24 protein-coding genes are annotated in these 23,247 nt (G+C 71.0%); 10 read left to right on the top strand and 14 right to left on the bottom strand.

Translation table 11 applies throughout. From position 1 onward, the window contains the following. Positions 1 to 47: 47 nt before the first annotated feature. Genes ACSC1Q_RS22285 through ACSC1Q_RS22295 form a run of 3 tightly spaced genes read left to right on the top strand, consistent with a single transcriptional unit; the run spans position 48 to position 2,428 of the window. Complete coding sequence (locus ACSC1Q_RS22285; RefSeq protein ID WP_436760638.1) at positions 48 to 890, top strand: urease accessory protein UreF; 843 nt, start codon at positions 48 to 50, stop codon at positions 888 to 890. 28 nt (positions 891 to 918) lie between these two features. Continuing rightward, positions 919 to 1,587, top strand: a complete 669-nt coding sequence (gene ureG / locus ACSC1Q_RS22290; protein ID WP_436760639.1) for an urease accessory protein UreG — start codon at positions 919 to 921, stop codon at positions 1,585 to 1,587. Positions 1,588 to 1,591: 4 nt separating this feature from the next. Beyond that, positions 1,592 to 2,428: an urease accessory protein UreD gene (locus ACSC1Q_RS22295; RefSeq protein WP_436760640.1), complete on the top strand. Its 837-nt coding sequence runs from the start codon at positions 1,592 to 1,594 to the stop codon at positions 2,426 to 2,428. Between the two features lie 102 nt (positions 2,429 to 2,530). On the opposite strand, the gene era is transcribed toward ACSC1Q_RS22295, so the two are convergent. From era to ACSC1Q_RS22330, 7 genes are all read right to left on the bottom strand, one after another. Further along, positions 2,531 to 3,451 (bottom strand): GTPase Era, encoded by a 921-nt coding sequence (gene era, locus ACSC1Q_RS22300; protein ID WP_436760641.1) that lies wholly within the window; start codon positions 3,449 to 3,451, stop codon positions 2,531 to 2,533. 17 nt (positions 3,452 to 3,468) lie between these two features. Beyond that, positions 3,469 to 3,801, bottom strand: coding sequence for a cytidine deaminase-like protein (locus tag ACSC1Q_RS22305; protein WP_436760642.1), 333 nt, complete (start codon positions 3,799 to 3,801; stop codon positions 3,469 to 3,471). A gap of 26 nt (positions 3,802 to 3,827) precedes the next feature. Then, positions 3,828 to 4,451: a hypothetical protein gene (locus ACSC1Q_RS22310; RefSeq protein WP_436760643.1), complete on the bottom strand. Its 624-nt coding sequence runs from the start codon at positions 4,449 to 4,451 to the stop codon at positions 3,828 to 3,830. Between the two features lie 558 nt (positions 4,452 to 5,009). Beyond that, positions 5,010 to 6,311, bottom strand: a complete 1,302-nt coding sequence (locus ACSC1Q_RS22315) for a hemolysin family protein (protein WP_436760644.1) — start codon at positions 6,309 to 6,311, stop codon at positions 5,010 to 5,012. Next, positions 6,308 to 6,790, bottom strand: coding sequence for an rRNA maturation RNase YbeY (gene ybeY / locus ACSC1Q_RS22320; RefSeq protein ID WP_344742683.1), 483 nt, complete (start codon positions 6,788 to 6,790; stop codon positions 6,308 to 6,310). The genes ACSC1Q_RS22315 and ybeY overlap by 4 nt, the downstream gene beginning before the upstream one ends. Positions 6,791 to 6,922: 132 nt before the next feature. After that, the gene (locus ACSC1Q_RS22325) at positions 6,923 to 7,990 is read right to left on the bottom strand and encodes a PhoH family protein (RefSeq protein WP_350974585.1); all 1,068 of its coding nucleotides are present in this window, start codon (positions 7,988 to 7,990) and stop codon (positions 6,923 to 6,925) included. Positions 7,991 to 8,082: 92 nt separating this feature from the next. Continuing rightward, complete coding sequence (locus ACSC1Q_RS22330; protein WP_436760854.1) at positions 8,083 to 8,433, bottom strand: histidine triad nucleotide-binding protein; 351 nt, start codon at positions 8,431 to 8,433, stop codon at positions 8,083 to 8,085. Between the two features lie 283 nt (positions 8,434 to 8,716). On the opposite strand from ACSC1Q_RS22330, the gene ACSC1Q_RS22335 reads away from it, so the two are divergent. Then, positions 8,717 to 9,196: a SigE family RNA polymerase sigma factor gene (locus tag ACSC1Q_RS22335; protein WP_043655278.1), complete on the top strand. Its 480-nt coding sequence runs from the start codon at positions 8,717 to 8,719 to the stop codon at positions 9,194 to 9,196. A 226-nt stretch (positions 9,197 to 9,422) separates the two neighbouring features. Here ACSC1Q_RS22335 and ACSC1Q_RS22340 read toward each other — a convergent pair whose 3' ends face one another. The 4 genes from ACSC1Q_RS22340 to hrcA all read right to left on the bottom strand — a co-directional run bounded on the left by ACSC1Q_RS22340 (position 9,423) and on the right by hrcA (position 13,197). Beyond that, positions 9,423 to 9,875 (bottom strand): hypothetical protein, encoded by a 453-nt coding sequence (locus ACSC1Q_RS22340; protein ID WP_436760645.1) that lies wholly within the window; start codon positions 9,873 to 9,875, stop codon positions 9,423 to 9,425. A 203-nt stretch (positions 9,876 to 10,078) separates the two neighbouring features. Further along, positions 10,079 to 10,810, bottom strand: a complete 732-nt coding sequence (locus ACSC1Q_RS22345) for a 16S rRNA (uracil(1498)-N(3))-methyltransferase (RefSeq protein ID WP_436760646.1) — start codon at positions 10,808 to 10,810, stop codon at positions 10,079 to 10,081. 216 nt (positions 10,811 to 11,026) lie between these two features. Then, complete coding sequence (dnaJ, locus tag ACSC1Q_RS22350; protein ID WP_329092004.1) at positions 11,027 to 12,169, bottom strand: molecular chaperone DnaJ; 1,143 nt, start codon at positions 12,167 to 12,169, stop codon at positions 11,027 to 11,029. Between the two features lie 14 nt (positions 12,170 to 12,183). Further along, entirely contained in the window at positions 12,184 to 13,197 is a 1,014-nt protein-coding gene (gene hrcA, locus ACSC1Q_RS22355; RefSeq protein WP_350974576.1) for a heat-inducible transcriptional repressor HrcA, read from the bottom strand. A gap of 182 nt (positions 13,198 to 13,379) precedes the next feature. On the opposite strand from hrcA, the gene ACSC1Q_RS22360 reads away from it, so the two are divergent. From ACSC1Q_RS22360 to ACSC1Q_RS22370, 3 genes are read left to right on the top strand one after another with little or no spacing between them, the layout of a single operon-like run. Next, positions 13,380 to 14,144, top strand: a complete 765-nt coding sequence (locus ACSC1Q_RS22360) for a hypothetical protein (RefSeq protein WP_436760647.1) — start codon at positions 13,380 to 13,382, stop codon at positions 14,142 to 14,144. 58 nt (positions 14,145 to 14,202) lie between these two features. Next, positions 14,203 to 15,018: a DUF3097 domain-containing protein gene (locus ACSC1Q_RS22365; protein ID WP_436760648.1), complete on the top strand. Its 816-nt coding sequence runs from the start codon at positions 14,203 to 14,205 to the stop codon at positions 15,016 to 15,018. 40 nt (positions 15,019 to 15,058) lie between these two features. Continuing rightward, entirely contained in the window at positions 15,059 to 15,793 is a 735-nt protein-coding gene (locus ACSC1Q_RS22370) for a DUF4870 domain-containing protein (RefSeq protein WP_436760649.1), read from the top strand. A 73-nt stretch (positions 15,794 to 15,866) separates the two neighbouring features. On the opposite strand, the gene hemW is transcribed toward ACSC1Q_RS22370, so the two are convergent. Continuing rightward, the gene (gene hemW / locus ACSC1Q_RS22375) at positions 15,867 to 17,078 is read right to left on the bottom strand and encodes a radical SAM family heme chaperone HemW (protein WP_436760650.1); all 1,212 of its coding nucleotides are present in this window, start codon (positions 17,076 to 17,078) and stop codon (positions 15,867 to 15,869) included. 97 nt (positions 17,079 to 17,175) lie between these two features. Then, a complete protein-coding gene (locus ACSC1Q_RS22380) occupies positions 17,176 to 17,814 on the bottom strand; it encodes a hypothetical protein (protein ID WP_436760651.1) in 639 nt (212 codons plus the stop codon). 475 nt (positions 17,815 to 18,289) lie between these two features. On the opposite strand from ACSC1Q_RS22380, the gene ACSC1Q_RS22385 reads away from it, so the two are divergent. Further along, a complete protein-coding gene (locus tag ACSC1Q_RS22385) occupies positions 18,290 to 19,567 on the top strand; it encodes a glycoside hydrolase family 18 protein (RefSeq protein ID WP_436760652.1) in 1,278 nt (425 codons plus the stop codon). An 81-nt stretch (positions 19,568 to 19,648) separates the two neighbouring features. Here ACSC1Q_RS22385 and lepA read toward each other — a convergent pair whose 3' ends face one another. Continuing rightward, positions 19,649 to 21,487 carry a translation elongation factor 4 gene (lepA, locus tag ACSC1Q_RS22390; RefSeq protein WP_436760653.1) on the bottom strand — a complete coding sequence of 613 codons (1,839 nt, stop codon included), beginning with the start codon at positions 21,485 to 21,487 and terminating at the stop codon, positions 19,649 to 19,651. Between the two features lie 119 nt (positions 21,488 to 21,606). Between lepA and ACSC1Q_RS22395 the strand changes: the two genes are divergently transcribed. Beyond that, the gene (locus tag ACSC1Q_RS22395) at positions 21,607 to 22,563 is read left to right on the top strand and encodes a glycoside hydrolase family 18 protein (protein WP_436760654.1); all 957 of its coding nucleotides are present in this window, start codon (positions 21,607 to 21,609) and stop codon (positions 22,561 to 22,563) included. Between the two features lie 168 nt (positions 22,564 to 22,731). Next, positions 22,732 to 23,004, top strand: coding sequence for a 30S ribosomal protein S20 (gene rpsT, locus ACSC1Q_RS22400; RefSeq protein WP_436760655.1), 273 nt, complete (start codon positions 22,732 to 22,734; stop codon positions 23,002 to 23,004). Positions 23,005 to 23,247 lie beyond the last annotated feature (243 nt).

The raw sequence follows: 23,247 nt of genomic DNA on the forward strand, positions 1-23,247 counted from the left end.
ATCCCGTCCCACCGGTCCCGTCCAGCCGAAAGGAGACCCCGTAGCGCATGAACGCCGCGTTGCTGCTCCTGGCCGACTCCCGGCTGCCCGCCGGGGGCCACGGCCATTCCGGGGGCGCCGAGGAGGCGGTCAGGATCGGCGCGATCCACGACCTCTCCGGCCTCGCCGCCTTCCTGCGGGGCCGCCTGGCCACCGCGGGCCTGGTGACGGCCGCCCTCGCCGCCGCGGCCTGCGAGCTCGGCGCGGCCCACCTCTCCGCGAGCCTCCCGCCCCCGGCGGACGGCCCACCGGCGGAGGTTCCCACCCGGAACGGCGCCGCCCCCTCTCTCACTCCCACGAAGGACCCCGCCCTCACTCCCGCGCACAGCCCCGCTCCCGCTCCCGCGAACGGCTCGTCCCCCCACCAGGAGACGAGCCGTTCCGAATGGGTACGGCTTGACGCGGAGGCCGACGCCAGGATCTCCTCGCCCGCCCAGCGGGAGGCGAGCCGCACGCAGGGCAGGCTGCTGCTGCGGACCTCGCGGAGGATCTGGCCCTCCCCGGTGCTCGACACCCTGGCCGGTGCCGTGTCCCAGGGCGTCCACCACCCGCTCGCGCTCGGCGCGGTGGCGGCCGTGGCGGGGTGCTCCCCCGCCGAGGCCGCCCTCGCGGCGGCCTACACCTCCGTCACCGGACCCGCCACGGCGGCGGTACGGCTGCTGGGCCTCGACCCGGTCGCCGTCCACCGCCTGCTCGCCGACCTCGCCCCGGCCCTGGAAAGGGTCGCGGCCACCGTTCCCACCGGGGGGTCACGCGGATCGTGGGAGTCGCTTCCCGCGCACGCCGCCCCCGCGCTCGACCTGCTCGCCGAACAGCACATCCGCGCAGATCTGAGGCTCTTCGTCTCCTGACGACCACCTGGAAGGACGGTGACCCCACATGGGCGCCAACCACGACGACCACCACCACGCCGCCGACCCTCACGGACGAGCACTGCGTCTTGGCATCGGAGGGCCCGTCGGCAGCGGCAAGACCGCGCTGACCGCGGCCCTGTGCCGGACGCTCGGCCCATCGATGCGCCTGGGCGTGGTGACCAACGACATCTACACCACCGAGGACGCCGACTTCCTGCGCAGGGCGGGCGTGCTCGACCCGGAGCGGATCGTCGCCGTGCAGACCGGGTGCTGCCCGCACACCGCCATCCGCGACGACATCGCGGCCAACCTCGACGCGGTGGAGACCCTGGAGGAACGGTTCGGCCCGCTCGACCTGGTGATCGTGGAGAGCGGCGGGGACAACCTCACCGCGACCTTCAGCAGGGGCCTGGCCGACCGGCAGATCTTCGTGCTGGACGTGTCGGGCGGCGACAAGGTCCCGCGCAAGGGCGGCCCCGGCGTGACGACGGCCGACCTGCTCGTGGTCAACAAGACCGACCTCGCCCAGATGGTCGGCGCGGACCTCACGGTCATGTCGCGCGACGCGGCGGCCGTACGAGAGGGCAGGCCCGTGCTGTTCACCTCGATCAGGGAGGATCCGAGCGCGCACGCGGTCTCCGAATGGGTCACCGGCCTGGTCGAGTCCTGGGCCCACGAGCACTCCAACGCCTGATCCTATGACCGTCACCGACCCGGCCCCAGCCCCCGCCCCCGTCCACGACGACGCCCCCGCGCCCGCCCGGTCCGTACTGCCGGAACCAGGGCCGGCCGGGCGGCGGTCGATGAGGGCGCGGGCGGCGATCGTCACCCGCCTGGACCCCGGCGGCCGGACCGTCCTCGCCACGATGCGTTCGGGGCCGCCGCTCACGGTGCGGGCGACCGCGCCGGGCCGGGTGCACCTGGTGTCCACCGCAGCGGGCCCGCTGGGCGGCGACGACCTCGGCCTCGACATCGAGGTGGCGCCCGGCACCGCGCTGGAGGTGCGGTCGGTCGCGAGCACCCTGGTGCTGCCCGGCTTCATCGAGGCCGAGTCGGTGATGACGATCACGGCCAGGGTCGGCGCGGGCGCCTCGCTGCGGTTCGCGCCGGAACCCACGGTGCTCGCGGCGGGCTGCCTGCACCGCACGGTCGTCCGGCTGGACCTGGCCGAGGACGCGCGGGTGCTCTGGCGCGAGGAGATCGTCTTCGGCCGGTACGGCGAGCGGCCGGGCCGTTGCCACTCGCGCTTCGACGCCGTCCTCGGCGGGGTGCCGCTGCTCCGCCAGGAGTTCGTGGTGGGCGACCCGGAGATCGACGGCAGCCCCGCCGTCTACGGTGACGCCCGCTGCGTGGGCAGCACCCTGATCACCGGACGGGCACCGGAGACGGTGGTCGGGGACGGCTGGGCGGTCCTCCCCCTGTCCGGCCCCGGCACCCTGGTCTCCGCGCTCGGCCGGGACGCCGTCGAACTGCGGCGACGTCTCCGGCACGGCGAGGAGGCGACCACCCTCGAAGGGACGGGCCCTCAGCCGTAGAACCACCTTTCGAGGGGCAGGCGCTCAGCCCTGGAACACCCCTGGGAGGAGCGGCCGGGCCGTCAGCCGTGGAACCCGCCCGTGAGAGGAGCGGCCGGGTCGTCAGTCGTAGAAGCCGAGGCGGCGGAGCTGCTTGGGGTCGCGCTGCCAGTCCTTGGCGACGCTGATGCGCAGGTCGAGGTAGACGCGGGTGCCGAGGAGCGCCTCGATCTGCTGGCGGGCGCGGCTGCCGACGTCCTTGAGCCGGGAACCCTTGTGCCCGATCACGATGGCCTTCTGGGACGGGCGCTCGACGAACATGTGCGCGTAGATGTCGAGGAGGTCGTCGCGGCCCTCCCTGGGCAGCATCTCGTCGACGACGACCGCGATCGAGTGCGGCAGCTCGTCGCGTACGCCCTCCAGGGCCGCCTCGCGGATCAGCTCGCCCACCAGCACCTGCTCGGGCTCGTCGGTGAGCTGGCCGCCCTCGTACAGCGGCGGGCTCTCCGGGAGGCGCCGGACCAGCACGTCGGCCAGCACGTCGAGCTGCTCGCCCGACTGCGCGGAGACCGGGACGATGTCGTCGAAGTCGGCGAGCTGGGAGATCGCGAGCAGCTGCGCGGCGATCTGCTCGCGGCTCGCCAGGTCGCACTTGGTCACCACGGCGACCACCGGGGTCTTCTTGACGCCCGCGAGCTTCTCCGCGATGAACTTGTCGCCCTTGCCGATGGGGTCGTTGGCGGGCACGCAGAAGCCGATCACGTCGACCTCGGTGAGGGTGGAGAGCACCAGGCTGTCGAGCCGCTCGCCCAGGAGCGTGCGCGGCCGGTGCAGACCCGGCGTGTCGACGATGACGAGCTGGGAGTCGGGGCGGTGCACGATGCCACGGATGGCCCGGCGGGTCGTCTGGGGCTTGGAAGAGGTGATCGCCACCTTCGTGCCGACCAACGCGTTCATCAGCGTGGACTTGCCGACGTTGGGCCGGCCGACGAAGCAGGCGAAACCGGCATGGAAATCAGCAGCTGAGGAACTCACGTCAACCATTGTCGCCGATGCCGGGCTCAGCTCTGACGCGGCGTCCCGTCGGGACCGGCCACGAGCACGGCCTCGCCGCCCAGATCGCGGACCGCCCGCGTGTCGGCGTCGGAGGGCCCGTCACCCGCCGTGACCAGCGCGGCGGCCTCCAGCGACTCCGCTCCGCTGGACACGGCCATCGCCACGGCGACCTGGAGCGCCGACAGGGTCAGCGACGGCAGCGCCACGTTGGTCGCCGAGTAGGTCCGGCCGGTCTCGTCCCGAACGGCGGCACCCTCGGCGGCACCGTTGCGGGCACGAGCGGAACGGGCCAGCACGATGATCTTCTTGTCCTCGGGGTCGAGGATCGCGTCACTCACGGCACAAGGGTATTCAGCTCCCGCCCTCACGGCGACCCGGCCTCGTCGACCCGGTCGACCAGCAGGCGGGCGAGCTGTCCGGTACGCGTGGCGTCGACGTCCCTGACACCGGCGTGCACCAGCGAGATCAGGGTGTGGCCGCTGAGGGCGAACACCAGGTGGATCTCGTACGGGTACCCGTTCAGCCTGCCGTTCAGCCGCCTGGCCTGCACCCCGTCACCGATCCAGCCAAGGTCCAGGTCGGAGACCCTGAGGGCGGTGCCGCGCCCCGCGACGGGGGCCCGCACGACCGGGCAGCCGCCCAGCGCCTCGGTGAGCTCGCCGAAGTGGAGCGCCGCGTCGTCACCACCGTAGGAGGCGAGGCCGAACCCGGCCAGTTCCCCGACCCCGTCGCCCTGGTAGGTCACGGCGGCCCGCGCTCCCAGCGCCCGTTTCGGCGGCCTGCCTCCGGCGGTGTCGAGGACGAGCCGGCAGTCCTCGTCGACGGCCTGGAAGGGGACGCGCCAGCCGTCGCGCGGGCGGGCCGAGAACCCGTCCGGCAGGTCCCGCGCCTCGCCGAGCACCCCGCGCAGCCGGTTCAGCTCCGCCGCGCGGTCCGTGGCGTCACCGGACCTCCCGTCACCGCCACATCCCGTCAAAACGCTCGACATAAGCCCACATAACACTGCAAAAACGACAAAACTCGTTCCCCGTGCCATGAACATTCCCCCGATGTCATGGGCGAGGCGTCCCGTCCCCACCGACCCGCTTTCTTCCCCGTCGGCAAAAGCGGCAATCATTCAATAAACGCCTAAGGGTGCCCTCAACCGCATTTCACGGTCGAGAACACCCTTGAGCGAGCGACGCAGAACAGCCTCGGAGCCCTGCGTGACTCTGTCTCCCCCTGAAGACGGCCCCTCGCACCGCGAACCCCTCCGGGCGCCGGGACCTTCCTCACCGGCTCCCGCGCGACCAGGTGCCGTGAGAGAAGCATCGCGCGCCCCGCTTGCAGGAGGCTTGCGGACGGCTTGGGAACGGATCGCCCACCCGGAACCGCCCGGCGGGACCGCCCACCCTGAGCCGCCCACTTGAACTCGCCCCACAGGGATCACCCACGCGGAACCGTCCGGCGGAATCGCCCATCCGGATCCACCCGCCCCGAACGGTCCCCGGGCGATCCCCGGACCGCCACGGCGGCCCGGGGCCCTGACCGGCCGGTTACCGGCCGGTCACTGGTCGGCGGAGGCGGAGACCGAGTCGGGCTCGACGGGAATCGCCCTGGTGACGAGGACCGTGCCGATCCGGTTGCGGCGCCCGGCGAGGCTCTCGGCCGTCAGGCTGAGCCCCTCCACCACCGCCTGGGAACCGGCGATCGGCACCCGGCCCAGCGCGTGCGCCAGCAGCCCGCCGACGGTCTCGACGTCGTCGACCTCCAGCTCGATGCCGAACAGGTCCTCCAGGTCACCCACCGGGAGCCTCGCGGTCACCCGGACCGCGCCGCCCTCCAGCGGCTCCACCCTGGGCGCCTCCTGGTCGTACTCGTCGGCGATCTCACCGACGATCTCCTCCAGGATGTCCTCGATGGTGACCAGGCCGGCCGTGCCGCCGTACTCGTCGATGACGATGGCCTGGTGGATCTGGCGGGCCTGCATCTCGCGGAGAAGCTGGTCGATCGGCTTGCTCTCCGGCACGTAGGTGGCCGGGCGCATGAGGGACTCCACCGGCTCGGCGCGCCCGTCGTCACCGGTGTCCTGCACCCGGCGCGCGATGTCCTTGAGATAGGCGATGCCGATGACGTCGTCCTCGTTCTCGCCGACCACGGGGATCCGCGAGAAACCGCTGCGCAGGGCGAGCGAGAGGGCCTGGTTCAGGGTCTTGCCGCGCTCGATGAACACCATGTCGGTGCGGGGCACCATGACCTCGCGGACCAGGGTGTCGCCGAGCTCGAAGACCGAGTGGATCATCTCCCGCTCGTCGGGCTCGATCACCCTGCGCTCCTCGGCCAGGTCGACCAGGTCGCGCAGCTCGGCCTCGGAGGTGAAGGGCCCCTCGCGGAAGCCCTTGCCGGGCGTCACGGCGTTGCCGAGCAGGATGAGCAGCTTGGGCAGCGGACCGAAGATCCGGGTCAGGCCGTAGACCAGGGGCGCGCTGGCGAGCGCGATCGGCTCCGCGTGCTGGCGGCCCAGCGTGCGCGGGGAGACCCCGACGATCACGTAACTGACGACGATCATGACGGCCGCCGCGGCGGTGTAGGCCCAGCCCTGGTCACCGAGCCAGTCGATGAAGAGCAGCGTGGCGATCACCGTGGCGACCAGCTCGCAGCTCAGCCGGAGCAGGAGCAGCAGGTTCAGGTAGCGCGGCGGGTCGGCGACGATGGCCTGCAGGCGCTCCGCGCCCCGGCGTCCGTCGCGGACGAACTCCTCCGCGCGAACCCTTGAGATGCGGGTCAGGGCCGTCTCCGCGCTGGCGATCAGCCCGCCGACCACGACGAGGACGACGGCCGAGAACAACCACCCGTTGGCGAAGTTCACCGCTGGGGGCGCACCTCCCGCCACGACTCCAGAAGCTCGCCCTGCAGGCCGAACATCTCCTTGTGCTCCTCGGGCTCGGCGTGGTCGTAGCCGAGCAGGTGGAGGATGCCGTGCGTGCACAGCAGCTCCAGCTCGGCCTCGGTGCCGTGCCCGGCCTCGGCCCCCTGCTTGGCGGCCACCTGCGGGCAGAGCACCACGTCGCCGAGGAGCGCCGGGTCGGTGGGCGCGTCGCCCTCCTGCCTGGCACCCGCGCCGGGACCGGGGCGCAGCTCGTCCATCGGGAAGGCGAGCACGTCCGTGGGACCCGGCTCGCCCATCCACTGCTCGTGCAGCACCGACATGGCCTCTTCGTCGACGACCAGGATCGACAGCTCGGCGAGCGGGTTGATGCCCATCCGCTCCAGCACGTGCCCCGCCAGCGAGACGATGAGCCCCTCGTCGATCTCGACTCCGGACTCGTTGTTGACCTCGACGCTCATCGGTCGTTCCTCGCTCCCCGCTCGCCGCGCGACCGGTTCGTGCCACGCGGCCCGGTCCGCTTCCCGCGCCGGAGCCGCTCCGTGCTCATCGCTCGCTCACCACTTCTCGACCGGCCCTCGGCCCGTCCGCTCTCATGATCTCCCCCGGGGGCGCTGCTTGACCACGCCCTTGATCTGCTCCACCGCGCTGCTCTGGCGCTGCGTCTCGTCGTAGCGCCCGTACGCGTCCACGATGTCTCCCACCAGCTTATGCCGCACCACGTCGGCACTGGTCAGGCGACTGAAGTGGATGTCGGAGATGCCGTCGAGGATGTCCTGGACGACCCTGAGGCCGCTCTGGGTGCCGTTCGGCAGGTCGACCTGGGTGACGTCACCGGTGACGACGATCTTCGAGTTGAAGCCCAGCCGCGTCAGGAACATCTTCATCTGCTCCGGCGAGGTGTTCTGCGCCTCGTCGAGGATGATGTAGGCGTCGTTGAGCGTACGGCCGCGCATGTAGGCCAGCGGGGCGACCTCGATCGTGCCCGCGGCCATCAGCCTGGGGATCGAGTCGGGGTCGAGCATGTCGTGCAGCGCGTCGTAGAGCGGGCGCAGGTAGGGGTCGATCTTCTCGTAGAGCGTGCCCGGCAGGAAGCCCAGCCGCTCGCCCGCCTCGACCGCGGGGCGGGTGAGGATGATCCGGTTGACCTTCTTCTCCTGGAGGGCCTTCACCGCCTTCGCCATGGCGAGGTAGGTCTTGCCCGTGCCGGCCGGTCCGATGCCGAAGACGATGGTGAACCTGTCGATCGCGTCGACGTAACGCTTCTGGTTCACGGTCTTCGGGCGGATGGTCCGGCCCCTGGAGGAGATGATGTCCAGGGAGAGAACCTCCGCGGGCCGGTCGGAGGTCATCCGCAGCATCGCGATGCTGCGCTCGACCGCGTCGGGCGTGAGCTGCGCTCCCGCGCGGACGAGCTCGGACATCTCCTCGAAGAGCCGCACCACGGTGCTGCTCTCCTCGGGGCTGCCGGTGACGGTGATCTCGTTGCCCCGGACGTGGATGTCGGCGCGGAAGGCGCCCTCGATGACGCGCAACAGCTCGTCGCGCGAGCCCAGCAGGCTGACCATCGACTGATCGTCCGGAATAACCACCTTCGCCTGGGTCCGGCTGGCACCCCGGGACCTCGGCGGCGTTCTGCTGGAATCGTTTGTCTCGGACATGAGCGGGCCTCGCGGCCTGTTCGCCTCCAGATATAGGCGCGGAACTTCACCGCCATGCTAGCCGCGATCGCCGGGATCGCGCCTACCGGTTTTCAGCCGGGCGGCCACCGCAGGTCGCGCCCGCCGACCACGTGTCCGTGCACGTGGAAGACGGTCTGCCCGGCCGCGGGCCCGGTGTTGAACACCAGCCGGTAGCCGGTCTCGGCGACCCCCTCCTGCTGGGCGACCGCGTGCGCGGCCTTGATCACCTCGTCGGCCAGGCCGTGGTCGGCGGCGGCCAGGGCCGCCGCGTCCCGGTAGTGGTCCTTGGGGATCACCAGCACGTGGGTCGGCGCCTGGGGGTTGACATCGCGGAAGGCCAGCGCGCGATCGGTCTCGTAGACGATCTCCGCGGGAATCTCCTTGGCCACGATCCTGCAGAACAGGCAGTCGGCTTCGCTCACCATGCAGGCACCATACCGCTGAGGACGTTGCGAATCGGTGATGGTTCCCGTCCGCAAACAAAGATCCGCCCGGATATGGTGGGTGTGCAAAACTTCAACCACGACAGCCCTTTGCGCGCAGCAATATATGGCCGCCTGGCGAGGACACGACTGGGTCATGCCCCCTAATGAACCGGAAGAGCGTAAACCCTCTGGGAAGGCCAAGCGTCCCACTGATGTGACCACCGAGACCCTCGTGGCCGACAGGTCGCTCGGGGCGGTGCCCGTCGGATGGGATGCCGACATGGCCGTTACCGCGCTCTACAGCGCGCACTATCGGTCTCTTGTCCGTCTCGCCGTCTTACTCGTCCGCGATATGGCAACCGCGGAGGAGGTCGTGCAGGACGCGTTCGTCGCCATCCATGGCGCCTGGCGTCGACTGCGCGACACCGACAAGGCACTGGCCTACCTGCGACAGTCGGTCGTCAACCGATCACGTTCGGTGCTCCGGCACCGGGCGGTCGTCGAGAAGTACGCGCCCAAGGGCATGCCCGACGCGCCGAGCGCCGAGAACGGCGCGATCGGCGAGTTCGAGCGCTCCGCCGTCATCGAGGCGCTCCGCGGGCTGCCCGCACGCCAGCGGGAGGCCCTGGTGCTGCGCTACTACGGAGACCTTTCCGAGGCGCAGATCGCCCACGCGATGGGCATCAGCAAAGGCGCGGTCAAGAGCCACACGGCTCGCGGCATGGCCGCCCTACGAACCTCACTGGAGCAACTGTCATGACCGACTCCCCGGATGAGTACGGCGAGCTGCTTCGCCGCGCGCTCAGCGCGGAGGCGAACTCGGTCGTTCCCTCCCCGGACGGGCTGGAGGTGATCCGCGGCCGCATCGAGCGGCGCGGGCTCCGCCGGCTGGTCTGGTGGCGCGCCGGAGCCTCCGTCGCGGGCGCGGTCCTCGTCGCGGCGACCGTCGTCATGGTGGTTCCCCAGTTCCGCGAGGAGGTGGGCCGTCAGGTGCGGACCGAGTGGGTCAACTTCACCGAGTCGACCCCTCCCGTCGACGGGTCCGCCACCTCACGTCCCCCGGCCCCCGACCCGCGGCCGCCGTCCGACCACGCCCCGCTCCCGGCCGTCAGCAGGTCGGGTCCCGGCGCGACCATGCTGCCGCCGACGCCCACCACGGCGCCCAGGAGCGCGAGGCCCAGCGCGAGGCCGACCTCCAGGACGAACCCGGCGACGACGGCTCCCCGGCCGGCGCCGACGCCGACCCCCACCTGCCCCACCCCCCTCGACAGCAGCCCCACCATCGAGCCCAGCGGGGGCTCCAGGAAGTGCGAGGAGATCGAGGTGACGCCGACGCCGACGAGGACGAGGCCGCCGACCCCCTCGGAGAGCCCGTGCTCGCCCGACGGGTGCGCGCCCTCGGACGACGCGTCGCCCCCCATGCCCACGGAGACGGGCACCCCGATTCCGATCCCCACCCAGAGTTAGCGCGATGACCGGTCACGGTGACCCCTGACCGGTTCTCTTCCCTTCGGCCCCATTCGCGGAACGGGTTCCCGGGGGCCTCACGACGCCGCTCCGGGGCCTGACGGCGCGGATCCGCCGGGAGGGCCCGCCGGAAGGTGACCGGCCTGAGAGTGACCGGCCGCGCCTCAGCGGGACGTCACCAGCGGCCGCTGCGCGTCTGGAGCACCGCCGCCGCGACGACCCCGGCCGTCGAGGTGCGCAGCACCGTCGGCCCGAGCAGCGCCGGCACCGCCTTCGCCTCACGGAACGCCGCGATCTCCTCCCCGGACACCCCGCCCTCGGGGCCGACCACCACGACGATGTCGCCGCCGGCCGGAAGGGGCAGGCCGGACAGCGGGACGGCGGCCTCCTCGTGCAGCACCACTCCCAGCGCCGCCGCCGACAGCAGGGCGGCGACCTTCGCGGTGGACGCGAGCTCCGTCACCTCGGGCAGGTGGAAACGGCGCGACTGCTTGCCCGCCTCGCGCGCCGTGGACCTCCAGCGGGCCAGCGCCTTGGCCGCCCGCTCGCCCTTCCACTGGGTGACGCACCTGGCCGCGGCCCAGGGGACGATCACGTCGACCCCCGCCTCGGTCATCATCTCCACGGCCAGCTCGCCCCGGTCGCCCTTGGGCAGGCCCTGGACCACGACCAGGCGCGGTGACGGCACGGGCACGTCGTGGCGGCGCAGCACCTCGACCCTGAGCGAGTCCTTACCCGCCTCGGTCACCACGCACTCGGCGACGCGGCCGGCCCCGTTGGTGAGGTCGAGCCGCTCCCCGGCCCGCAGCCGCCGTACGGCCGCCGCGTGGCGTCCCTCGGGGCCGCCGAAGACGAACTCCGGCCTGGCCAGGTCGGCGGGTTCGGCCAGGAAGACCGGGACGGTCATGGGCCGTCGGAGCCGGCATGGCCGTCGAAGCTGGCACGGCCCAGGTGACACGCCCCGGGGCGGACCCTGGCGGGAAACCCCTGCTGGAGGCGAGCCGGGCCGCGCCCGCGCGACCGGGCCTGCGAACGGACCTGGTCGGCGGCCGTCAAAGGCATCCCGCGGTCAACGGCCGTCGAAGGCGCCCTGCGATGAACGGCCGCTGAAGGCGCCCCGTGGTCAGCGGCCATTGAAAGCGTCCCGCAGGCGGGAGAAGAAGCTCTGCTGCCCGGGGGCGAACTTGCCCGGCGGGCGCTCCTCGCCACGGAGCCTGGCGAGCTCCTTCAGCAGCCCCTCCTGCTCGGCGTCGAGGCGGGAGGGGGTCTCCACGTTCACGTGGATCAGCAGGTCGCCGCGCCCCGTTTCGTTCAGGCGCTGCACGCCCCGCCCGTAGAGCGGGATCGTCTGGCCCGACTGCGTGCCGGGCCGGATGTCGAGCTCCTCGGCGCCGTCGAGCGTCTCCATGGTCAGGATGGTGCCGAGCGCGGCCGCGGTCATCGGGATCTGCACGGTGCAGTGCAGGTCGTCGCCGCGCCTCTCGAAGATCTCGTGAGGACGCTCGACGATCTCCAGGAACAGGTCGCCGGGAGGGCCTCCGCCCGGGCCGATCTCGCCCTCGCCGGCGAGCTGGATGTGGGTGCCGTCCTCGACCCCGGCCGGGATGCGGACCTTGATGGTCCGCCGGGTGCGGACCCGGCCGTCGCCGGAGCACTCCTGGCAGGGGTTACGGATGATCGACCCGAAGCCGCCGCACTGGGGGCAGGGGCGGGAGGTCATGACCTGGCCGAGGAAGGACCGGGTGACCTGGGACACCTCGCCCCGGCCATGACACATGTCACAGGTGTCGGGGTGGGTGCCCGCGGCGGCGCCGGAGCCCGTGCAGACCTCGCAGACCACGGCGGTGTCGACGACCAGCTCGCGGGTCGTGCCGAAGCCCGACTCGCGCAGGTCGAGCTCGACCCGGATGGTGGCGTTGCGCCCGCGCCGGGCACGGGAGCGGGGACCGCGGCCACCGCCGCCACCGGCCGCGCCGAAGAAGGCGTCCATGATGTCGCTGAACGGGAAGCCGGCGCCGAAGCCCCCGGCCCCCGCGCCGCCACCCGAGGCGAACGGGTCGGCACCCATGTCGTACATCTGCCGCTTGCTGGAGTCGGACAGGACCTCGTAGGCCTGGGTGATCTCCTTGAAGCGTTCCTGGGTCTCGGGGTCGGGGTTGACGTCGGGATGCAGCTCGCGCGCCAGGCGGCGGTAGGCCTTCTTGATCTCTTCCGCACTGGCGTCACGGCGCACCCCGAGGGTGCCGTAGTAGTCGCTCTTAGCCACTTTTCGTTGACCTCTTATGATGCAGCCAGGATCTGGCTGACGTAGCGTGCCACCGCGCGCACCGCGCCCATCGTGACCGGGTAGTCCATTCGCGTCGGGCCCAGCACACCGAGCCGGGCCAATTGCTTGTCCCCAGAACCGTATCCGGCGGCGACGATGGACGTGCCCTGGAGTCCGGTGTAGGGGTTCTCCGAGCCGATCCGCACGGTCAGCGCCGAAAGGTCGGAGGTCTCACCGAGCAGTCGCATGAGCACGACCTGCTCTTCCAGAGCCTCCAGCACGTCACGGAGCCCGACGGTGAAGTCGGCCCCCGCGAGGTTGGCGGCTCCGGCAAAAACGATCTTCTCATCGTGCCGGTCCACCAGGGACTCCAGCAGCACTGACAGGATAGTGGCAGCGAGCGGCCGGTCCTCCGTGGGCAGCAGCTCCGGCAGGTCCGCGACCTTGTCGGGGACGCTGGTGAGCCCGCACCCGTCGAGGGAGGCGTTGAGCATCGCGCGCAGGTGGGCCACGCGCTGCTCGTCGACGACGTTGGGCAGCTCGACCACGCGCTGCTCGACCCTGCCGGTGTTGGTGATGAGCACGAACATCAGCCGGCGCTCGCTCAGCGGCACCAGCTCGACGTGCCTGACCGTCGAGTGGGTCAGCGTGGGGTACTGGACCACGGCGACCTGCCGGGTGAGCTGGGCGAGCAGCCGCACCGTCCGCATGACGACGTCGTCGATGTCGACCGCGCCGGCGAGGAAGCTCTCGATGGCCTTGCGCTCCGCGCTCGACAGGGGTTTCACCTGCGAGAGCCGGTCGACGAAGAGCCGGTAGCCCTTGTCGGTGGGCACCCGGCCGGCGCTGGTGTGGGGCTGGGCGATGTATCCCTGCTCCTCCAGCACCGCCATGTCGTTGCGGATCGTCGCCGGGGACACCCCCAGGTTGTGCCGGTCCGCGAGGGCCTTCGAGCCCACCGGCTCGTTGGTGGACACGTAGTCCTCGACGATGGCGCGAAGCACGGCGAGCTTTCGGTCGTCGACCAACGTGGTCACCTCCCTGCCTGCGTTCAGAGGGAAACACGAGGTTTGGCACTCTGTGTTCCCGAGTGCCAAGTGTACGGCCCCGGTGCGGAAGGCGCGATAAGCAAGAGCTGCGGATGATGACGGCAAGCCGTTGTCAAGTCAACTGCTATCGCGATCCAAGCGGTAGCCACCACAATTTGGTCATGTCCCAAGATTTCGGTTCTTATCCGGGCGACGCCTCTCGCGGCCCCGGTCACGGCGGCCCCCAGCAGCCGTATGGCCAGCAGCAGTACGGCCAGCAACCGTACGGCCAGCAGCCCCCCTCGTACGGCTACGCCCCTCCCGGCTACGGCGCCCCGCAGGGACCGCCGCCCCCCACCGGGAAGATCAAGCCTGGTATCGGGTGGATCGTCGGGGTGTGGCTGCTCGCCCTGGTCAGCATCATCGTCGGCATCGGCGGCTTCGCCGGCGGCATCTTCAACGCGGTCACCGACGCGGCCCCCACGAAGACCTTCGCCCCGGGCGAGGCCGCGACGGTCGCGATCGACCCGGCGGACAAGCCCGCGATCTACGTCGCCACGGGCGGGCCCACCAAGTTCGAGTGCACGCTGAAGGGCGGCACGGGCACGCCCAGCCTGCAGAAGCCCGACGTCCAGCAGACCGTCGCGGGTTCCGACGGCATCACCTGGGAGATGGGCCTGCGGGTCGGCGTGGACCAGGCGGGCGACTACCAGATCCAGTGCTCCGCCGACCCCGCGGAGGGCACGACCTTCGGCGTGGGCAAGGAACTGGCCGCCGACTCGCTGGTGGGCGGGGTGCTCGCCCTGTTCGTGATCCCCGGCGTCGGGATCCTGCTCGCCATCGTCGTGACGATCGTCGTACTGGTGAAGCGGAGCAACGCCCGCAAGCGCCGCGCCTCCGCGGTGCCGGTGGGGCAGTGGGGACAGCCGGGACCCTACGGCAGGTGACGGTGGTGTTTGCTAGCGTCCCACCTGATCCCCGGCGAGAGAGGGTGGGCTGTCGGTGATGTACGAGCGTGACGTTCTGGCGGGAGACTGGCGGCGCCCGCGCAGGGGGACGATCCCCCGGGTGCCCGCGGAGCTCGACCTGGTCGTCGAGGACGCCGACGGCGGCTTCTGCGGCGCCGTGGTGGCCTGCGACAAGGAGGCCGTCACCCTGGAGGACCGCTTCGGGCGCCGGCGGGTGTTCCCGCTGGAGCCGGCCGCGTTCCTGCTGGAGGGCGAGGTGGTGACGCTCGTGCGGCCCGCCGCCGCGCCGCGCGGCCCCAGGCGGAGCGCGTCGGGCTCCATCGCGGTGGAGGGCCTGCGGGCCCAGGTCGCCAGGGAGAGCCGGATCTACGTGGAGGGCGTGCACGACGCCGCGCTCGTGGAGAAGGTGTGGGGGCACGACCTGCGGGTCGAGGGGGTGGTCGTGGAATACCTGGAGGGGGTCGACCACCTGCCCTCGATCGTCGAGGAGTTCGGCCCGGGGCCGGAGCGGCGGCTGGGCGTGCTCGTCGACCACCTCGTCCCCGGTTCCAAGGAGAGCCGGATCGCCGCGCGGATCTCCTCACCGCACGTGCTGATCGTCGGGCACCCGTTCGTGGACGTCTGGCAGGCGGTCAGGCCGCAGGTGCTCAAGATCCTTTCCTGGCCGTCGGTGCCGCGCGGCGTGCCCTGGAAGGAGGGCGTCGTCGCCGCGCTGGGCTGGAACGTGGAGCCCGCCGCGGCATGGCGCCGCATTCTCGGATCGGTCACGACATATGCCGATCTGGAGCCTGAGCTCCTCGGCCCCGTCGAGGAGCTGATCGACTTCGTGACGGTTCCCGGCGAGGATGGCTAGGCCGTCACCCATCTAGGCCGTCACCCCATCAGGAGGGGACATGAGCGAGAACCCCGAGGACCCACCGGGCGGCGACCGGACCCGGCGCATCGGCGACCCCCCGCCCGGCCACACGTGGCCGGGTCAGAGCACCCCGCCCCCCGGCGGGGGATACGGGCAGCCGAGCCGGGAGAACGGCGCCCCCGGCCAGGGCTACGGCGCGCCCGGCCCGGGATACGGGCAGCCCGGCCAGGAGTACGGATCGCCCGGCCAGGGCTATGGTCAGCCCGGTCAGGGATACGGACAGCCGGACCCCAGGTACGGGGGCTACCCGCCACCCGCCTCCCCGTACGACGCGGGCGGCTACCAGAACGACCACAGGGGTGCCCAGCAGCCCGGATACCACCAGTACGGCGCCTACGGCTCCCCGCCGGGATACGGCTACCAGGCCCCGCCGGGCACGTACGGCGCGCGGCCCGGCAGCGACGACACCACCATGGCGATGCTCGCCCACCTGCTGGGCCTGCTCACCTCCTTCGTCGGGCCGCTGGTGCTCTATCTGGCGAAGAAGGACGAGTCGCCCTACGTGCGCGACCAGGCCGCCGAGGCGCTCAACTTCCAGCTCACGGTGCTGGTCGCCTACTTCGTCTCCTGGGTCCTGGCGTTCGTGCTCATCGGTTTCGTGCTGATGTTCTTCCTCTGGATCGGATCGATCGTCATGGCGATCGTCGCCGCGGTGGCGGCCAACCGGGGAGAGAGATACCGCTATCCGATGAACATCCGTTTCGTCAGCTGACCCGACCTGCGGCCGGGACCGGGCCTCAGGCAAGGTCCCGGGAGGAGCCTCGGACGAGGTCCCGGGTGGAGCCTCAGGTGAGGTCGCGGACCAGGGCGTCGGCCAGCAGGCGGCCACGCAGGGTGAGCACCGCGCGGCCCGCCTTGAACGGCTCCACCTCCAGCAGGCCGTCGGCGAGCGCGCGGGCGACCACCGGAGGGCGTTCCAGCTCCGCGAGCGGGAAGCCCCCGACGAGCCGCAGCTCAAGCATCAGCCGTTCCACCGCCCTGTCCTGGGGGCCCAGCACCTCGCGCGCGTGCGCGGGCGAGGTGCCCGCGGCCAGACGCTGGGCGTAGGCGGCGGGGTGCTTGACGTTCCACCAGCGGGTACCGCCGACGTGGCTGTGCGCCCCGGGGCCGACGCCCCACCAGTCGCCGCCGGTCCAGTAGAGCAGGTTGTGCCGGCAGCGCCCGGCCTCCGAGGTCGCCCAGTTGGACACCTCGTACCACTCGAACCCCGCCTCGGCCAGCATGGCATCGGCGATCAGGTAACGGTCGGCGGCCACGTCGTCGTCGGGCATCGGGAGCTCGCCGCGCCTGATCCTGGCGGCCAGCTTCGTCCCGTCCTCGACGATCAGCGAGTACGCGGAGACGTGGTCGGGTCCCGCCTCGATCGCCGCGGCCAGCGACGCGCGCCAGTCGTCGTCGCTCTCCCCCGGCGTGCTGTAGATCAGGTCGAGGTTGACGTGGTCGAACCCCGCCTCCCTCGCCTCCCGTACGGCACTCGCGGGGCGGCCGGGGGTGTGGCGGCGGTCCAGCACCTGGAGCACGTGCTCGCGGGCGCTCTGCATCCCGAAGCTCATCCGGTTGAACCCGCCCGCGCGCAACTCCGCCAGGTAGGCGGGGTCCACCGACTCGGGGTTGGCCTCGGTGCTCACCTCGGCACCGGAGGCGAGCCCGAACTCCTCCTCGATCGCCCGCAGGATCCGTACGAGGTCCCCGGCGGGGAGCAGGGTGGGGGTGCCCCCGCCGAAGAAGACGGTCTCGACGGGGAGGCGCGCGGCGCCGAGATTGGCCCGCGCCCGCCGCACCTCGTCGATGGCGGTGTCCGCGTAGTCCCTCTGCGACGCGCCTGGGCCGAGCTCGGAGGCCGTGTAGGTGTTGAAGTCGCAGTAACCGCACCGGGTCACGCAGAAGGGGACGTGGACGTAGAAGCCGAAGGGCCGCTCGCCGAGTCCGGCGAGCGCGCTCTCCGGTAGCTCACCCGAGGCGGGCGCGGGATCCCCGTCGGGAAGTATGGATGGCACGCCCCAAGTCTGCCGCTTCCCCGGCGATGCACGGTACGGCCGTGACGGCCCTCATCGCCCCGCTCTCCCCATGACCGGCCCGGCCGGCTCCCGGGCGTCAGATCTCGTGCTCGTCCCGCACCGGCAGGCCGTACCGCCGGGCGAGGGGGTTCCACAGCTTCAGGAAGCCCCGCTTGGCCGTGGTCGCCTCGCCGGAGAAGGCGAGGCCCCGCCGGTAGTCCTCGTCGCCGCTCCAGGCACGGTCGCAGTCGGCCTCCTGGCGGGTCGCCCAGGCGAGGAACGCGTCGTCGGCGTCGAAGGAGGCGGTCAGGGCCCTGGTGAGGCGCGCCTTGACCGCGTCGCCGTCGTCGAGCCGGCCGGTGTCCAGCGCGTTGACCTGGACCACCTGCTCGCGGCGGGCCGCGGTGATCCGCTGGAGGGTGGCGAGCCCGGTGGCGGTGCCCTCGCAGGAACGCAGCTGGCCGAGGGCCGAGCCGAGGCCCGACCTGGAACCGCCGCTGTCGGCGAGCAGGGCGTCGAGGACCCTGGCCTGGCTCTCGGCGTCCTGGGGCCCCTGAGGCCCCTGGGGCCCCTGGGGAGAACGTCCCGCGGCGGGGGTCCCGGTCTCGGCCTCCGCCCGGTCGCCGGTCGTCGCCGCCCCGATGCCGCCCGCCACGGACGTACCGCCGTCTCGCGGGATGAGCCAGAAGGCCCCCGCGGTGATCAGCGCAATCGCGAGGACCGTGGTCGTCGCCACCAGCGGCCAGACCTTGCGATCCCCGCGGGGCGGCCGGTCCCGGCCCCGGTCCGGCGGCGGCGCCGGAGGCGGGTCCCCCGCCGGGGGGCGCCACGGCCGCTCGTCCGGAGGGAGGTGCTGCTGCCAGTCGGCGGGATCCTGCCGCCACTCCTCCGGCGGGACGCGGGGCCCGCCGGGAGGAACGCCCGGCTGGGGCCGAACCGGCGGGAACCGGGCCGGTGAGGACTGATCCGACGGAGGCCGACCCCCCGTCGACGCCCCGCACCTGGGGCATCGCGACAACCCGCTCACAGGGGTGCCACATCGGTTGCAGAACGCCTGCTGCTCCATGCCTTACCAAGTTAGTCGAAGCATCCCGCCGTCCACCGGTCAAAACGCCGTTGGCCGTTGACGGCCAGATCACGCAGGTCTACGATCCGGGGAAACTTAAAGGAAAGTTTCCTATAAGTTACTATTCCAAGCAGTGGAGAAGCCCGTGCAGAGACTCCTCCGTAAAGTGATCGCGGCAGCCCTCGCCGCGGGTCTCGCGGCGGTGGCCCTACCGGCCCCGGCCCAGGCCCAGACACCCCAGGGACACGGCGACCGCTACAAGCGGGTCGCCTACTTCATCCAGTGGGGCGTCTACGGTCGTAACTACCACGTCAAGGACATGGAGACCAGCGGCGCCGCCGCCAAGCTGACCCACATCAACTACGCCTTCGGCTTCGTCAACGCCGAGGGCTCCTGCTACTCCCCCGACCCGTGGGCCGACTGGCAGCGCCCGGTGCCCGCCGAGCAGAGCGTGGACGGCGTCGCCGACGAGGCGGGCCAGGCGCTGAACGGCAACCTGAACCAGCTGAAGAAGCTCAAGGCCAAGCACCCCGGCCTCAAGGCGCTGATCTCCCTCGGCGGCTGGACCGGTTCGAAGTACTTCTCCGACGCGGTGCTGACCGCCGAGGGCCGCGCCAAGCTGGCCTCCTCCTGCATCGACGTGTGGCTCAAGGGCAACCTGCCCGGCACCGCCCCCGGCACCGGCGCGGGCGTGTTCGACGGCATCGACCTCGACTGGGAGTGGCCCGGTTCCTCCGGCGAGGTCGGCAACGTCATCCGTCCCGAGGACAAGCGGAACTTCACCCTCTTCGTCACCGAGATCCGCCGCCAGATGAACGAGTTCGACCGGCGCACCGAGCTCACCGCCTTCCTGCCCGCCGCCGCCGCGAAGATCGACGCGGGCTTCGAGGTCCGCGACGTCTTCAAGCAGCTCACCTTCGCCACCGTCCAGGGCTACGACCTGCACGGCCCGTGGGAGAGCGTCACCGGCCACAACGGCAACCTGTTCAACGACCGGCGCGACCCCAACCCGGTGAAGTACAGCGTGGACCAGACCGTCCGCGACTACCTCACGCGCGGCGCCCCCGCCAAGAAGATCGTGGTGGGCGTGCCGTCGTACGGCCAGGGCTGGACCGGCGTCACCGGCGGCAGGAACGGCCTGTACGGCACCTCCACCGGCCCCGCTCCCGGCACCTTCGCCGCAGGGACCGAGGACTACAAGGTCCTCGTGAACAAGCCGGGCAAGCGCTACCGCGACCTGCTCACCGGGTCCGTGTGGCTCTACGACGGCAACGAGTTCTGGTCCTACGACGACCCGGCCTCGCTGCTCCAGAAGGCGGCCTACATCCGCCTGAAGGGCCTCGGCGGCTCGATGATGTGGTCCATCGACCAGGACGACAACAAGGCGACGCTCACCTCGGCGCTCTACAGCGTCCTGCGCTGATCGTCCCTCTCATACCGGGCGAGGCCGCGTGATCTGGGTCATCAGCGGCCTCGCCCGCACGTTTTCGTCCTCGGGGACCGGCTACTTCTTGGCCTTGTCCGTGGAGGACTCGGTGGAGAGCGCGGCGACGAACGCCTCCTGGGGCACCTCGACGCGGCCGACCATCTTCATCCGCTTCTTGCCCTCCTTCTGCTTCTCCAGCAGCTTGCGCTTGCGGGAGATGTCGCCGCCGTAGCACTTGGCGAGGACGTCCTTGCGGATGGCGCGGATGTTCTCACGCGCGATGACCCGGGCGCCGATGGCCGCCTGGATCGGCACCTCGAACTGCTGCCTGGGGATGAGCTCGCGCAGCTTCTTCGCCATCTCGACCCCGTAGGCGTACGACTTCTCCCGGTGGACGATGGCGCTGAAGGCGTCCACGGCCTCGCCCTGGAGCAGGATGTCGACCTTGACCAGGTCCGACTCCTGCTCGCCCGAGGGCTCGTAGTCCAGCGAGGCGTAGCCGCGCGTACGGGACTTGAGCTGGTCGAAGAAGTCGAAGATGATCTCACCGAGCGGCATGGTGTAGCGGATCTCGACGCGGTCCTCGGACAGGTAGTCCATGCCCTGCAGGTTGCCCCGGCGGTTCTGGCAGAGCTCCATGATGGCGCCGATGAACTCCGAGGGGACGAGCACGGTCGTCTTGACCATCGGCTCGAAGACCTTCTCCACCTTGCCGGTGGGGAACTCCGAGGGGTTGGTGACGACGACCTCCTTGCCGTCCTCCATGATCACCCGGTACACGACGTTGGGCGCGGTGGAGATGAGCGAGAGGTTGAACTCGCGCTCCAGCCGCTCGCGGACGATCTCCATGTGGAGCAGGCCGAGGAAGCCGCAGCGGAACCCGAAGCCCAGGGCCGCGGAGGTCTCCGGCTCGTAGTCGAGGGCCGCGTCGTTGAGCTGGAGCTTGTCCAGGGCCTCGCGAAGGTCGGGGTAGTCGTCCCCGTCGATCGGATACAGGCCGGAGAAGACCATGGGCTTGGGGTGCTCGTACCCGCTGAGCGCCTTGACGGCCGGACGCGTCACGGAGGTCACCGTGTCGCCGACCCGCGACTGGCGGACGTCCTTCACACCGGTGATCAGGTAACCGACCTCGCCGACGCCGAGCCCCTGGTCCGCGATCTTCGGCTCGGGCGAGATGACGCCGATCTCCAGCGTCTCGTGGGCCGCGGTGGTGGACATCATCAGGATGCGCTCGCGCTTGCCCAGGTGACCGTCCATGACCCGGACGTACGTGATCACGCCGCGGTAGGTGTCGTACACCGAGTCGAAGATCAGCGCGCGGGCGGGCGCGTCGGCGTCGCCGACCGGGGCCGGGACGTTCGCCACCACGTGGTCCAGCAGCTCGCGGACGCCGATGCCGGTCTTGCCGGAGACCTTCAGCACGTCCTCCGGCTCGCAGCCGATGAGGTGGGCGATCTCCGCGGCGTACTTCTCCGGCTGGGCGGCCGGAAGGTCGATCTTGTTGAGCACCGGGATGATCGTCATGTCGTTGTTCATGGCCAGGTAGAGGTTGGCCAGCGTCTGCGCCTCGATGCCCTGCGCGGCGTCGACCAGCAGGATCGCGCCCTCACACGCCTGGAGCGACCGGGAGACCTCGTAGGTGAAGTCGACGTGCCCGGGGGTGTCGATCATGTTGAGGACGTAGTCGGTGTCGCCGACCTTCCACGGCAGCCGGACCGCCTGCGACTTGATCGTGATGCCGCGCTCGCGCTCGATATCCATCCGGTCGAGATACTGGGCGCGCATGGAACGGTCGTCGACCACTCCGGTGATCTGCAGCATGCGGTCGGCGAGCGTCGACTTGCCATGGTCGATATGCGCGATGATGCAGAAGTTGCGGAGCACAGCGGGGTCGGTCTGGCCAGGCTGAATGCGCACCGGGGTCCGTTTCAACAGATTGATGACGATCACACGGCTGGCATGCCAGCCGTCTTCCATGGTGACATGTCCGGGTGATTGCCCGGACCAGAGCACGGCGCGGCCTGCGGTTCCTCGCTATGGTGGCTGCCCTGCTCCTCGCGCTTCCAGGGGTGGCCGTGGCCACCCTCACCCTGCAGTTTACCGGGACACCCGCCCCATGGGCGAAGACGACCGGCCACGACGCCCTGTGGCTGGGCCACGCGTGGGTCGACGGCCGCAAGACGGCCGACGACGTGCGTACCCTCGCCGCCCGGCTGCGGAAGACCGGGATCAAGGACGTGTACGTCCATTCTGGCCCGTTCGACCCCGACGGGACACTGCCCGCCGGCAAATACCCGAAGGCGGCCGACTTCCTGAAGTGGTGGCGCGAGGAACTCCCCAAGGTCAGGGTGTCGGCCTGGCTCGGCCAGAAGGTCGGCGGCGTCCTGGACCTCGACGACGCGGCCTCCAGGCAGCGCGTCCTGGACGGCGCCCGCGCGATCACGACGCTCGGCTTCGACGGCGTCCACTACAACTTCGAGCCGATCGGCGACGGCGACACCGACTTCCTCGACCTGCTGACCCAGACCCGCGCGATCGTGGGCGACGGCCTGCTCTCCACCTCGACCCCGCAGATCGAGCCGTTCCCGCTCGTCCGCCCGGCCGCGCGCGCCGCCACCGGCCGCGACAAGTACTGGTCACCCGACTACTTCCGCCAGGTGGCGAGGCTCACCGACCAGGTGGCGATCATGACCTACGACTCCTATCTCCCCTTCCCCTCCGTCTACGGCGGCTACGTCGTACGGCAGAGTTCGCTGGCACTGGACCTCGTCCCCGAGGAGAAGACGGTGCTGATCGGCGCCCCGGCCTATCACGATCACGGCGTCCCCTGGGCCGACGAGGCCGAGAGCGTCGAGAAGGCGGCCAGGGGCGCCCGGCTGGCCCTGACCTCGTACGGCAAACCGCGCGAGCGGTTCGGTCTGGCGCTCTACGTCGACTTCGCCGCCACCAAGGAGGACTGGGCGGAGTACGAGAAGTTCTGGTTCAAACCGTGAGCGTTCCGGTCCGAGCCCTCATGACCACACGCTAAACTGATCAGGCATCCTTCTGCCTGGCCTGTCGATTTGAGTGTCGGCCACGGCAGTTGGTAGCCTAGTCAACTGCGTGTGGCGCGCCCTCTCTGCCCGCGCGCCCCATCCAACGACATTCACCGAGGCTTCTTCGTGGCGAACATCAAGTCCCAGATCAAGCGCAACCGGCAGAACGAGAAGGCCCGGCTGCGTAACAAGGCTGTCAAGTCTTCCCTGAAGACGGCCATCCGCAAGTTCCGCGAGGCCGCCGACCAGGGTAACGTCGAAGAGGCCGCCGTGCTGCAGCGCGCCGCCTCCCGTCAGCTGGACAAGGCCGCCAGCAAGGGCGTGATTCACAAGAACCAGGCCGCCAACCGCAAGTCGGCGATCGCCCAGCGCGTCTCCGCCCTGTCGGCCGCCAAGTAGCTCCAGCAGCTCCAGGTTTCGCGAACGCCGCACCCCTCGGGGATGCGGCGTTCTTGCGTCTCCGGCCGTCTTCCCCGGTGCGCCCGAAGCCCCGTCTTCTCTCCCCGGCCCCGCTTTGTCTCCCCGGTGGGCTCAAGCCCCGTCTCGGGTCTTGAGCCCCGTCTCGGGTCTTGACCAGGCTCTCCCCGGTGCACCTGACGCCTCTTCGCGTCTCAGGTCGACCCTCGGTGCACCTGATAACCC

The organism is Streptosporangium heterodermiicola, assembly GCF_051390675.1.
Taxonomy (GTDB): domain Bacteria; phylum Actinomycetota; class Actinomycetes; order Streptosporangiales; family Streptosporangiaceae; genus Streptosporangium.

Bases quoted from the DNA above. Each gene is read 5' to 3' on its own strand.
- ACSC1Q_RS22325 (WP_350974585.1), bottom strand. From the start codon at position 7,990: ATGTCCGAGACAAACGATTCCAGCAGAACGCCGCCGAGGTCCCGGGGT.
- ACSC1Q_RS22310 (WP_436760643.1), bottom strand. From the start codon at position 4,451: ATGTCGAGCGTTTTGACGGGATGTGGCGGTGACGGGAGGTCCGGTGAC.
- ACSC1Q_RS22345 (WP_436760646.1), bottom strand. From the start codon at position 10,810: ATGACCGTCCCGGTCTTCCTGGCCGAACCCGCCGACCTGGCCAGGCCG.
- ACSC1Q_RS22365 (WP_436760648.1), top strand. From the start codon at position 14,203: ATGTACGAGCGTGACGTTCTGGCGGGAGACTGGCGGCGCCCGCGCAGG.
- ACSC1Q_RS22285 (WP_436760638.1), top strand. From the start codon at position 48: ATGAACGCCGCGTTGCTGCTCCTGGCCGACTCCCGGCTGCCCGCCGGG.
- ACSC1Q_RS22360 (WP_436760647.1), top strand. From the start codon at position 13,380: ATGTCCCAAGATTTCGGTTCTTATCCGGGCGACGCCTCTCGCGGCCCC.
- ACSC1Q_RS22335 (WP_043655278.1), top strand. From the start codon at position 8,717: ATGGCCGTTACCGCGCTCTACAGCGCGCACTATCGGTCTCTTGTCCGT.
- ybeY (WP_344742683.1), bottom strand. From the start codon at position 6,790: ATGAGCGTCGAGGTCAACAACGAGTCCGGAGTCGAGATCGACGAGGGG.
- ACSC1Q_RS22370 (WP_436760649.1), top strand. From the start codon at position 15,059: ATGAGCGAGAACCCCGAGGACCCACCGGGCGGCGACCGGACCCGGCGC.
- ureG (WP_436760639.1), top strand. From the start codon at position 919: ATGGGCGCCAACCACGACGACCACCACCACGCCGCCGACCCTCACGGA.
- ACSC1Q_RS22295 (WP_436760640.1), top strand. From the start codon at position 1,592: ATGACCGTCACCGACCCGGCCCCAGCCCCCGCCCCCGTCCACGACGAC.
- ACSC1Q_RS22395 (WP_436760654.1), top strand. From the start codon at position 21,607: ATGGTGGCTGCCCTGCTCCTCGCGCTTCCAGGGGTGGCCGTGGCCACC.
- era (WP_436760641.1), bottom strand. From the start codon at position 3,451: ATGGTTGACGTGAGTTCCTCAGCTGCTGATTTCCATGCCGGTTTCGCC.